Annotated in this window: 10 protein-coding genes; 9 read left to right on the top strand and 1 reads right to left on the bottom strand. The window is 63.1% G+C overall.

Translation table 11 applies throughout. From position 1 onward, the window contains the following. Positions 1 to 117: 117 nt before the first annotated feature. The 4 genes from CGX12_RS05230 (at position 118) to CGX12_RS05215 (ending at position 3,106) form a co-directional block, all read left to right on the top strand. Complete coding sequence (locus tag CGX12_RS05230; RefSeq protein WP_094038839.1) at positions 118 to 912, top strand: TatD family hydrolase; 795 nt, start codon at positions 118 to 120, stop codon at positions 910 to 912. Between the two features lie 148 nt (positions 913 to 1,060). Continuing rightward, positions 1,061 to 1,474 (top strand): NfeD family protein, encoded by a 414-nt coding sequence (locus CGX12_RS05225; RefSeq protein WP_094038838.1) that lies wholly within the window; start codon positions 1,061 to 1,063, stop codon positions 1,472 to 1,474. 17 nt (positions 1,475 to 1,491) lie between these two features. Further along, positions 1,492 to 2,445, top strand: a complete 954-nt coding sequence (locus CGX12_RS05220; protein WP_094038837.1) for an SPFH domain-containing protein — start codon at positions 1,492 to 1,494, stop codon at positions 2,443 to 2,445. A 361-nt stretch (positions 2,446 to 2,806) separates the two neighbouring features. Beyond that, entirely contained in the window at positions 2,807 to 3,106 is a 300-nt protein-coding gene (locus tag CGX12_RS05215) for a YebG family protein (protein WP_368073548.1), read from the top strand. A gap of 4 nt (positions 3,107 to 3,110) precedes the next feature. Here CGX12_RS05215 and CGX12_RS05210 read toward each other — a convergent pair whose 3' ends face one another. Next, positions 3,111 to 4,844: an ABC transporter ATP-binding protein gene (locus CGX12_RS05210; RefSeq protein ID WP_254918217.1), complete on the bottom strand. Its 1,734-nt coding sequence runs from the start codon at positions 4,842 to 4,844 to the stop codon at positions 3,111 to 3,113. A 128-nt stretch (positions 4,845 to 4,972) separates the two neighbouring features. On the opposite strand from CGX12_RS05210, the gene CGX12_RS05205 reads away from it, so the two are divergent. From CGX12_RS05205 to CGX12_RS05185, 5 genes are all read left to right on the top strand, one after another. Beyond that, positions 4,973 to 5,431 carry a GAF domain-containing protein gene (locus tag CGX12_RS05205; RefSeq protein WP_094038834.1) on the top strand — a complete coding sequence of 153 codons (459 nt, stop codon included), beginning with the start codon at positions 4,973 to 4,975 and terminating at the stop codon, positions 5,429 to 5,431. A gap of 87 nt (positions 5,432 to 5,518) precedes the next feature. After that, complete coding sequence (proQ, locus tag CGX12_RS05200) at positions 5,519 to 6,064, top strand: RNA chaperone ProQ (RefSeq protein WP_094038833.1); 546 nt, start codon at positions 5,519 to 5,521, stop codon at positions 6,062 to 6,064. A gap of 10 nt (positions 6,065 to 6,074) precedes the next feature. Further along, the gene (prc, locus tag CGX12_RS05195) at positions 6,075 to 8,081 is read left to right on the top strand and encodes a carboxy terminal-processing peptidase (protein WP_094038832.1); all 2,007 of its coding nucleotides are present in this window, start codon (positions 6,075 to 6,077) and stop codon (positions 8,079 to 8,081) included. Between the two features lie 77 nt (positions 8,082 to 8,158). Further along, a complete protein-coding gene (gene pepN, locus CGX12_RS05190; RefSeq protein WP_094038831.1) occupies positions 8,159 to 10,765 on the top strand; it encodes an aminopeptidase N in 2,607 nt (868 codons plus the stop codon). Beyond that, positions 10,765 to 10,986 carry a DUF2835 family protein gene (locus CGX12_RS05185; protein WP_094038830.1) on the top strand — a complete coding sequence of 74 codons (222 nt, stop codon included), beginning with the start codon at positions 10,765 to 10,767 and terminating at the stop codon, positions 10,984 to 10,986. Before pepN ends, CGX12_RS05185 begins: the two co-directional genes overlap by 1 nt. Positions 10,987 to 11,146: the final 160 nt, after the last annotated feature.

The raw sequence follows: 11,146 nt of genomic DNA, 5'->3' as shown, positions 1-11,146 counted from the left end.
CCCTGCAGCCCGCCGCCGGTCGCCCGCTCAACGCCGGCCTGCAGCTCGGGCTCTGGCTCGGCCGCTGGACCCGGCCGGCCGTCGCTTATCATCAAACAACCCATTCAGGAGACGGTTTTGCTGGTTGATTCACACTGCCATCTGGACAAGCTCGATTACGGCAACAAGCATGCGAACATGGCCGAGGCCATCGACAAGGCCGCCCGGCGCGGCGTCGACCACATGCTGTGCATCGGGGTCGGCCTGTCTTCCTTTCCCGCCATGCTCGAGGCCATAGCGCCCTTTCCCCAGGTGTTCGCCTCCTGTGGCGTGCATCCCCTGCACCAGCAGGACGAGCAGAACGATCCGGCCCTGCTGCGCCGGCTGGCTGCCCATCCGGCGGTGGTGGCGGTGGGGGAAACCGGACTCGACTATTTCTATGCTCCCGAGACCGCCGCGCTGCAGCGGCAGGCTTTCGAGCAGCATGTCGAGGTGGCGGTGGATCTCGGCAAACCGCTGGTGATCCACACCCGCAGTGCCCAGCAGGATACCCTCGACATCCTGCGGCAGGGGGGGGCGGACAAGGTCGGGGGCGTGCTGCACTGCTTTACCGAGTCGCTGGAAATGGCCGAGGCGGCCATGGAACTCGGCTTTTATATTTCCATTTCGGGCATCGTCACCTTCCGCAGCGCCGATGCCCTGCGCGAGGTGGTGAAGGCACTGCCCCTGGAGCGGCTGCTGCTGGAAACCGATTCCCCCTGGCTGGCCCCGGTGCCGTTCAGGGGCGAGGAGAACGAACCGGCCTATACCCGTACCGTGGCCGAGTTTGTGGCCGGGCTCAAGGGCGAGAGCCTGGAGCGGGTGGCACGGCAGACCACCACCAACTTCTTCGAGCTGTTCAAGCTGGCCAGGCCGGTGCCCCCGAGCACCTGACGGCCGTGCCGAAAACCTGGGGGAGCGGCCTGGTCACCGCCGGCCGGGCCGTTGCGCTCCCTCACGCCTCACGCTCATTCATTCCCATCCGACTCCAGCTCCTCTATAGTAAGACTGTCCCGTTTGTCTCTTGTGGAGGAAATCACCCTTGCTTGCCTGGCATCTCTGGCTGATCGCCGCCTTGTTGTTGTTTCTGGGGGAATTGCTGGGTACCGGCTTTTTCGCCTTCGCCATGGGGCTGGCGGCCCTGGTGGCCATGGTGGCGGCCCTGCTCGATGCCGCCGCCATCTGGCAGTGGTTTACCTTCGCCATCGCCGCCGCCGTGCTGGCTCCGCTGCTGAAACGGCTGTTCCGCCTGTTGGCTCCCTCCCGGCGCACCAGCTTTCTGGCCGGCGAAAGCCGCAAGCAGCAGGGCGAGCTGGTGTTATTGCCCTCGGGTGAGTTCCGGCTGAAGCTTGAAGGGGATCTCTTTCTGGTGCGCAGCGAATCGGGCGCCCCCCTGACCGCCGGGCAGTGGGTCAGGGTGCGCCGTTTCGACGGTATCACCGCCATCATTGATTAACCGAAGAGGATGCGTCCATGGATGCCATGTTAGTGATAATGCTCGTGTTTGCCCTGCTGGTCGTGGTGCTGCTGATCAAGGGGCTGATGATAGTGCAGCAATCGGAAGCGGTCGTGATAGAACGGCTCGGCAGCTATCAGAAGACCCTGACCCCCGGTGTCAACTGGATCATTCCCTTCGTGGACAAGCCCCGTTCCATCAAGGTGCGTCGCTACCAGGCCATCGGCGGCGAGAACGTGGCCGTGGTGCAGGAAGAAACCCGCATCGACCGGCGTGAAACCGTGCTCGACTTTCCCGCCCAGTCGGTGATCACCGCCGACAACGTCAGCGTGACCGTCAACGGCGCCCTCTATTTTCAGGTGATCGATCCGGAACGGGCGGTGTACCAGACCGAGAACCTGATCCAGGCCATCGAGATCCTGGCCAAGACCTCCCTGCGGTCCGAAGTGGGACGGATGGAGCTGGACAAACTGTTCGAGTCACGCCAGGAGATCAACGACAAGCTGCAAATCGTGATGGACGAGGCAGGCAACAAGTGGGGGGTCAAGGTGACCCGGGTCGAGATCCAGGACATCAACATTCCGGTCGAGGTGGAAGACGCCATGCGCAAGCAGATGGCGGCCGAGCGGGAACGCCGGGCCCTGGTACTGCAGGCCAGCGGGGAGCGGGAAGCCGCCATCGCCCGGGCCGAGGGGGAGAAGCGCTCCAACATCCTGGTGGCGGAAGGGGAGCGGGAAGCCGCCATCCTGATGGCCGACGGCCAGCGCCAGGCCATCGACAAGGTCCTCTCCGCCGGCAACGAGAAACTGGATCCGCAACTGGTGGTGGGCTATCTGCTGGGCCTGGAGTACCTGAAAACCCTGCCGGAAATCGGCAAGCAGGGCGACCGGGTGTTCCTGCCCTACGAGGCCAGCAGCGTACTCGGCGCCGTTGGCAGCATAGAGGCGTTGCTGAAGGGCACCTCGAAATAACGACTCTCTCCGGGAAGCCATGGGCTTCCCGTCTTCTTCGCTCTTCATTTCACATAACATGTTCGGGTGCGAAGTGTATCGGCGGTGAGATGGCGGCGGGTGCCCGTCCGCCATTGCCGCCGTCTCGGCGCAAAAAAAGCCAGGTACAAAATCCGTGTACCTGGCCTAGGGGAATGGCTCATATGCTGAGCCGTGCGCTAGTGAGAAGGCACCAAAGGTGCACTTCACCCTAAACTATTGGTCAGAATCCCCCAGCATGCCAGCCAGAGGGGAAAAAAGTTGACCGGTCATCGACGTTTATTGCGTGCTTATGCCGGGAGCCATGGGGGCTTGCCAGTGCTCCCGGATAAATGTACTGTATATGTATACAGATAAGGAGTCGATTATGGCAGTCACGATACAATACCTGGTAGTCAGAAACGGAATCGAAAAAATGAGCTTTACCAACAAGAAAGACGCGGACGCCTACGATCGCCTGCTCGATCTGGCCGAGCACCTGGACGAACTGCTGGCGGCGGCGCCGGTGGCGCTGGGCGAGGAGGAGAGGGAGGCGCTGGCCCTCTATCTGGCCCAGCACCAGGATCAGTTGTCGGGTCCGAAGAAAAAGTCCGCCCCAAAGGCAAAGGCGGACAAGGCGGCCGACATCAAGGCGGTGGCCTGAGCCCTCAATAGTAGAGGGTGCGGTAGAGGCCCGGCTGCTCCAGCAGTTCGTGGTGAGTGCCGGACTGGCTGATCTTGCCGTCCTCGAACACCAGCACCCGGTCCGCCTGGCGTACCGAGCTCAGCCGGTGCGCCACTATCAGGGTGGTCCTGCCGCTCAGGAATGCCGCCAGCGCCTGGTGCAGTTTCTGCTCGGTTTCCGTGTCCAGTGCCGAGGTGGCTTCGTCCAGGATGACGATGGCCGGGTTCTTCAGCACCATGCGGGCGATGGCCAGGCGCTGTTGCTGACCGCCGGACAGCCGCACCCCGCGACGGCCGATTTCCGTGTCCAGCCCCTGCTCCATGGCGGCCACCACCTCATCCAGTTGGGCGACCTCGAGTGCCCGCCAGAGGGCCGCGTCCTGATGTTCGTCCCCCAGGCAGAGGTTGGATCTGACCGTATCGTTGAACAGCACCGGCTGTTGCAGCACGGTCGCCACGTGTTCGCGGATGGTGGCGAAACCGATGTCCTGGCTGCGGATCCCGCCGAAGCGGATCTCGCCCTCGTCGGCCGGATAAAGCCCCAGCAACAGCTGGATAAAGGTGGATTTGCCGCCGCCGCTGGCCCCCACCAGGGCCACTTTTTCCCCGGCCCGGATCTGCAGGTTTACATCGTCCAGCACCTTGCGCTCGCCATTGTAGGAAAAGCTCAGGCCGCGGACTTCTATCGGCAGCGTGGTCTCGCCGGCAAAGGGATTGATGCCGCCCGAGGGCTCGGGCTCGCCGCCAAGGGAGAGCAGCCGGTTGATGCGTTTGAGGGCGGCGCTGGCGGCGTAGAAGGAATACTGCATGTTGAGCAGATCCTGCACCGGCCCCATCATGAACCAGAGGTAGCTGAACACCGCGAAGATCTGGCCCACGGTCAGATCGGTGTAGAGCACCATGATCATGCCCACCGCCCGGAACAGCTCCACCCCGGACAGGAACAGCAGAAAGCTGGCCCGCCCGGCGGCCTCGCTCTTCCAGGCGTAGTCGATGGCGGTGTCGCGCACCCCGCGGGCCCGGTCGATCACCCGCAGCAGGTAATGCCGCTCCCGGTTGGCGGCCCGGATCTCGTGGATGCCGTCCAGGGTTTCCACCAAGGCCTGCTGGAACAGCTCGAAGGCACTGTTTTCGTTGCGCTTGAGGTGCTTGACCTTGGCCCCCAGGCGGCTGGAGAAGTACACCACCACCGGATTGAGCAGCAGGATGAAGAGCCCCAGCTGCCAGTTGATCAGCAGCAGCACCACCGCCGTGCCCACCACGCTCAGCAGGCTGATCAGCAGCCGGCTCAGGGTGTCACCGAGGAACTTGTCGAGGGTTTCCACGTCGGTGACATAGTGGGAGCTGACGCTGCCCGCGCCGATGGCCTCGAAGGAACGCAGGGGCGTCTTCATCAGTTGCCGTGCCAGACGGCGCCGGATCTGAAAGGTCAGGTGCTTGGCCACCCGGGCGAACTGCCGGCCCTGGATGATGTTGAACACCAGCGCCAAAGCGCGCAGCAGCAGGGTGACCGCCAGTATCGCCAGTATGTAGCCGACCCCGGCCTGCCAGGCGGTGGGCAGTACCCGATCCAGCCAGGCCAGCAGGATCCCCGGGGTATCCAGCAGCACTTCGTCCACCAGCAGCGGCATCAGCAAGGGTACCGGCACCGCCAGCAGGGTGCCGATCAGGGCGAAAAGGTGGGCGTAGAGCAGCAGGGTGCGATGGCGTTTCATCATGCGGACGATATCCGGCCACTGCAAAACCGGAGAGCTGACACTTTTTTTATCCATCAATCACCATCATCGGGTTTTCATTTGGAGAAAGGGCAGGTAAGTTAGGCCAAAATAAACGACGCTTTCTTTTTATGTCCGAAAAATCCGCATTTTATCAAAGCCTCACCGCCCAGGCACTGGCCCTGTGCGAAGGCGAACCCAATCGCATCGCCAAGCTCGCCAACCTCTCCGCCCTGCTCAACCTGGCCCTGGACGACATCAACTGGGTCGGCTTCTACCTGCGCGAGCAGGACGTCCTGGTGCTGGGGCCCTTCCAGGGCAAGCCCGCCTGCGTGCGCATCCCGGTGGGCAAGGGGGTATGCGGTACTGCCGTGGCCAGTGGCCGGGTCCAGCGTGTCGCCAATGTACATGAATTTGCCGGCCATATCGCCTGCGACGGCGCCAGCAATTCGGAAATCGTGCTGCCCCTGGGGGAGGGGGAGGACATCTGGGCGGTGCTGGACATCGACAGCCCCCGCTTCGACCGCTTCGACGACGAGGATGAAGCGGGCCTGGCGCAACTGGTGAGCGCCGTGCTGCCCCTGCTGTAACGGCGGGGTCGCTTTTGTCGGTGCGCCCTTTATAATGAGCATGTTTCAATGGGCGGTACGCCCTTAGGTCCCAACCCAAGGTATTTCATGGAAAACTCGGAAAAACTCAAGAACAGCAAAGAAGTCATCGCCTACCTGGCGGAGCGCTTCCCCCAGTGTTTCGTCGCCACCGGCGAGGCCAAGCCGCTGAAGATCGGCATCTTCCAGGATCTGGCGGAGCGCCTGGCGGAAGATCCCAAGGTATCCAAGACCCTGCTGCGTACCGCCTTGCGTCAGTACACATCCAGCTGGCGTTACCTGCATGGCCTCAAGGCCGGCATGCAGCGGGTCGATCTGGACGGCAACCCCGCTGGCGAGCTGACCCAGGAGCATATCGACCATGCCAAGGGTGCGCTCAAGGAGAGCAAGGAAAAGGTGTTCGGTGCCCGCAAGGACAAGCCGGCGGCCAAAAAGCCGCGTCCCAAGGCGCGCAAGGTCGATCCTGCGAACTTGTCCGTGGAGCAGAATGTCAAAGTATTGCTGGGCAAGTCACCGGTTCCCGCTACCATTAAGGAAGTGACCCGGGATGATGTCCAGGTGGAGCTCAAGACCGGTATGTCGGTCCGCGTCAAGTTTGACCATCTTATTCTCTAAGGAGTAGGGTTTGACCAGTCACGGAATTCGTTTGTCTGTGGTAGCCGCCGGGCTGCTGGCGGCGTCGATGGCCTGGGCGGTACCGCCGGCCATCGAGGCGTCGGCCATTCCCGTTTTGGCGCCGGAAAGTCAGCATGCGGCCGCCAGCAAGCGGATTACCGCCCTGTTCACCCGCTCTCATTACCAGCAGTTCCAGCTGGATGACGCCTTCTCGGAAGAAATCTTCAATCGCTACGTCGAGAGCCTGGATTTCGGCAAGAACATCTTCACCCGGGACGATATCGCCCGCTTCAGCCGGTACAAGCACAGCTTCGATGATCTGCTGAAGGCCGGTCGGCTCGAAACCGCCTTCGAGATGTACAACGAGAGCCTGCAACGGCGTTACGAGCGCCTGGTCTACGCCCTGTCGCTGCTCGACAAGCCCATGAGTTTCGACGGCGACGAGCAGTACCAGTTCGATCGCAGCAAGGCCGACTGGCCCAGGGACAATCGTGAGCTCGACGAACTCTGGCGGCAGCGGGTCAAGTACGATGCCCTGAGCCTGGCCCTGGCCGACAAGGACTGGGACGAGATCAAGGACACCCTGGCCAAGCGTTACAACAACGCCATCAAGCGCCTGGTGCAGAGCGAGAGCGAGGATGCCTTCCAGAGTTTCGCCAACGCCTTTGCCCGCGCCATCGAGCCCCACACCAGCTACCTGAGCCCGCGCAATGCCGAACGCTTCGAGACCGAGATGAACCTCTCCCTCGAGGGCATAGGCGCCGTGCTGCAGGCCGAGGACGATTACACCGTGATCCGCTCCCTGGTGCCCGGCGGCCCGGCGGCCAAGTCCAGCGAGCTGCAACCCGAGGATCGCATCATCGGGGTGGGACAGAGCCCCGAGCAGATCGTCGACGTGATCGGCTGGCGGCTCGACGAGGTGGTGGATCTGATCAAGGGGCCCAAGGGCACCAGGGTCTGGCTGCAGATCCAGCGCGGCCAGGCAGTGGCCACCACGCCTCGCATCGTAGAGCTGATCCGCGACACGGTACGCCTGGAAGACAGGGCCGCCAGCGGCAAGGTCATCAAGGTAAACGGCGACAACATCGGCGTGGTCGAGATCCCCAGTTTCTACGTCAACCTGAGCGTGGACGTGACCAAGGAGATTGAAAAGCTCAAGCAGCAAGGGATCCGCGGCCTGGTGATCGATCTGCGCACCAACGGCGGCGGTGCCCTGACCGAGGCGTCGGCCCTTACCGGTCTTTTTATCGACAGCGGCCCCGTGGTGCAGATCCGCGACGGCCTGGGCCGTATCTCGGTCAACGGCGATGAAGACAACCAGCAGGTGTACGGCGGCCCCATGGCGGTGCTGGTGGACAGATACTCGGCCTCGGCCTCGGAGATCTTCGCCGCCGCCATGAAGGATTACGGCCGCGCCGTCATCCTGGGCGAGAACACCTTCGGCAAGGGCACGGTGCAGCAGCACCGCAGCCTGTCGCGCATCTACGATCTCTATGAAAACCCCATGGGCTTCGTGCAGTTCACCATCGCCAAGTTCTACCGTATCAATGGCGGCAGCACCCAGAACCGGGGGGTCAAGCCGGATATCCCGTTCCCCACCGCCATCGAGGCGGAGGAAACCGGTGAGAGCATGGAGAAAAACGCCTTGCCCTGGGACCAGATTTCCAGCCTCGATTTCGGGCGCATCCAGGATCTCGATCCCTACCTGCCCAAGCTGCGCCAGTGGCACCAGGCGCGCATCGAGCAGGATCCCGAGTTTACCTACATCTTCGAGGACATCCGGGAGTATCGCCGACTCAAGGACAAGGACTCGGTTTCCCTCAACCTGGCCGAGCGCAAGGCGGAGCTGAACGAGCAGGATGCCAAGTCCCTGGCCCGGCTGAACGATCGCCTGCGCCGTGCCGGCCTGGATCCGGTCGATTCCCTCGAGCAGGCGCCCAGCGATTTCGAGCCTGATGACAGCTATCTGCAGGAAGCGGCGCGCATCACCGCCGATCTGGCCAAACTGCTTGGCTGACCCTCAACCCGGATCCGGCGTGGCCGGATCCGGGACTTCTTATTAAAGCCCGTGACGACTTTAACGAGATCTCCGCCATGACCCAAAGCAAACCCCAAGTTCAATATCGCGAAGATTATCAAGCGCCCCATTACTGGATAGACACCCTGGACCTGGACATCCAGCTGCACGACAGTGCCACCGAGGTGGTGGCCATCAGCCGCATCCGGCGCAATGGCGAGCACAGCGAGGATCTGGTGCTGGACGGCGAGCAGCTCGAACTGCTGCAGGTGGCCGTAAACGGGGTGGAGACCCGGCAGTATCAACAAACCGGGAACAGCCTGATCCTGTCTCAACTGCCCCCGGAATTCGTGCTCACCATCAAGACCCGCATCAATCCGGCAGCCAATACCGCCCTGGAAGGGCTCTACAAGTCGGGCTCGGCCTTCTGCACCCAGTGCGAGGCGCAGGGCTTTCGGCGCATCACCTACTACCTCGACCGGCCTGACGTGCTGGCCCGGTTCAGCACCCGCATCACCGCCGACGCCGGCCTCTATCCCTACCTGTTGTCCAACGGCAACCGGGTGGGGCAGGGGGTGCTCGACGACGGCCGCCACTGGGTGCAGTGGCAGGATCCCTTCCCCAAGCCGGCCTACCTGTTCGCCCTGGTGGCGGGGGACTTCGACGTGCTGCGCGACCGCTTCACCACCCACAGCGGACGCGAGGTGGCGCTCGAGATCTATGTGGACAAGGGCAACCTGCACCGGGCGGGGCACGCCATGGACAGCCTCAAGGCTTCCATGGCCTGGGACGAGCAACGCTGCCACCTGGAGTACGACCTCGACATCTACATGATAGTGGCGGTGGATTTCTTCAACATGGGGGCCATGGAAAACAAGGGCCTCAACGTCTTCAACGCCAAGTTCGTGCTGGCCGACGCCAGCACCGCCACCGACAACGACTACCTGGACATCGAGCGGGTGATCGGGCACGAGTACTTCCACAACTGGACCGGCAACAGGGTCACCTGCCGCGACTGGTTCCAGCTGTCCCTGAAGGAAGGACTGACGGTGTTCCGCGACCAGGAATTCTCCTCCGATCTGGGGTCGCGCACCGTCAACCGCATCCGCAACGTGCGCATCATCCGCGGTCCCCAGTTCGCCGAGGACGCCGGTCCCATGGCGCACCCGATCCGCCCGGACGCGGTGATCGAGATGAACAACTTCTACACCCTCACCGTGTACGAAAAGGGGTCGGAGGTGATCCGCATGCTGCACACCCTGCTGGGCGAGCAGGCCTTCCAGCGGGGCCTGGCCCTCTATCTGCAGCGTCACGACGGCCAAGCCGCCACCTGCGACGACTTTGTCGCCGCCATGAGCGAGGCCAGCGGCCGGGATCTGAGCCGCTTCAAGCGCTGGTATGGCCAGTCCGGTACCCCGGTATTGACGGTGACCGACCACTACGATGCCGAGGCCGGCCACTATCGCCTGACCGTGCGCCAGCACACCCCGCCGACCCGGGATCAGCAGGAGAAACTGCCGCTGCATATCCCGCTCAGCCTGGCGCTCTATACCGAGCAGGGCGAGCCGGTGCCGCTGATGAGCGGCGGCCGCGGCATAGGTCCGGTGCTGGACGTGCTGGAAGCCGAACAAAGCTTCCTGTTCGAACAGGTGCCTTCCCGGCCGACACCGGCCCTGCTGCAGGGCTTTTCCGCACCGGTCAAACTGCACTACGACTACGGCGACGAGCAGCTGGCCCTGCTCGCCAAGTGCTGCCTGGACGAGTTCGTGCGCTGGGATGCGGTGCAGATGCTGGTCAACAAGACGGTGCTGGAGCAGGTGGCGCAGTTGCAACGCCAGCAGCAGCCGGCGTTGCCCCGGGTGCTGGTGGACGTGTTCCGCGCTACCCTGGAGGATGCCACCCTGGATCGGGCGCTCAAGGCGGAGATGCTGACCCTGCCGGATCTGGGCAGCCTGCTGGAGCTGTTCGAGCAGGTCGACATCGAGCTGCTGGATCGGGTGCACCAGGGGTTGCAGCAAGGCCTGGCCGTGGCCCTGCGCCCGCTGTGGCGGCAAGCCTACGAGGACAACCTGACGCCCGAGTATCGCATCGAGCATCAGGACATGGCGCGCCGGGCCCTGAAGAACGTGGCCCTCGGCTACCTGGCCCTGGCCGGGGAGGCGGAGCGGGTAGAGCGGCAATATGCCGCCGCCGACAATATGACCGACACCCTGGCGGCGATGAAGGCGGCGGTGCGTGCCGATCTGGCCGAACGCGAGGCGATGCTCGCCGACTTCGAGGCCAAATGGCGCCACGACGGCCTGGTGCTGGACAACTGGTTCCGGCTGCAGGCCACGGCGCCGGGGGCCGAGACCCTGGCCCGGGTACGGGAACTGATGCGGCATCCCACCTTCAGCCTGGGCAACCCGAACCGGGTCAGGGCGTTGATCGGGGCCTTCAGTGCCGGCAATCCGGTGCAGTTCCACCGCGCCGACGGCGCCGGCTACGATCTGCTGGTGGAGGTGCTGGAGCAGCTCAACCACAGCAATCCCCAGGTGGCCTCACGGCTGGTCACGCCGCTCATCCAGTCCGCCCGGCTGGACGAGGGACGCCGGCACCTGATCCGGGTCCGGCTGGAACGGCTGATGGCCCTGCCGGATCTGTCCCGGGATCTGTTCGAGAAGATCAGCAAGGCCCTGGCCTGATGCAGAGGCTGCGCTTTCGCCTGGCCATTTCCCAGGCGCAGTTGCTGCGTTATTACCAGGGGCGGGTCGCGGCCCTGTCGGTGAATACCGAACAGGGGCTGCGGCTGCAGGTGCCCCTGCACCATTTTCGCGGCTTCGTCGGCCACAACGGCCTGAACGGTTATTTCGAAATCGAGCTGGACGGGCAGAATAAACTGCAGCAGTTGAACCGGTTGTCATAATCATCACCGCAAGTGCATAGAAAAAGCCCGTTTCTCGGGCTTTTTTCCTTATTTAATCGGGCGTTTTCGTTTATTAACGGGCGGCCCGCTTAATTATTCAAAATCGGAATAAAACAATTCATTTACTTTCAGCATATTCTTTCGTGAAAGTATTTTCATC

This window comes from Zobellella denitrificans (assembly GCF_002237365.1).
GTDB lineage: Bacteria > Pseudomonadota > Gammaproteobacteria > Enterobacterales > Aeromonadaceae > Oceanimonas > Oceanimonas denitrificans.
The sequence above is the reverse complement of the archived record's forward strand: the minus strand, read 5'-3'. Positions and strand labels throughout refer to the sequence as shown.

Excerpts from the sequence above, each read along its gene's own strand:
- CGX12_RS05210 (WP_254918217.1), bottom strand. The coding sequence starts at position 4,844 with ATGATGAAACGCCATCGCACCCTGCTGCTCTACGCCCACCTTTTCGCC.
- proQ (WP_094038833.1), top strand. The coding sequence starts at position 5,519 with ATGGAAAACTCGGAAAAACTCAAGAACAGCAAAGAAGTCATCGCCTAC.
- CGX12_RS05205 (WP_094038834.1), top strand. The coding sequence starts at position 4,973 with ATGTCCGAAAAATCCGCATTTTATCAAAGCCTCACCGCCCAGGCACTG.
- pepN (WP_094038831.1), top strand. The coding sequence starts at position 8,159 with ATGACCCAAAGCAAACCCCAAGTTCAATATCGCGAAGATTATCAAGCG.
- CGX12_RS05185 (WP_094038830.1), top strand. The coding sequence starts at position 10,765 with ATGCAGAGGCTGCGCTTTCGCCTGGCCATTTCCCAGGCGCAGTTGCTG.
- CGX12_RS05215 (WP_368073548.1), top strand. The coding sequence starts at position 2,807 with ATGTATACAGATAAGGAGTCGATTATGGCAGTCACGATACAATACCTG.
- CGX12_RS05220 (WP_094038837.1), top strand. The coding sequence starts at position 1,492 with ATGGATGCCATGTTAGTGATAATGCTCGTGTTTGCCCTGCTGGTCGTG.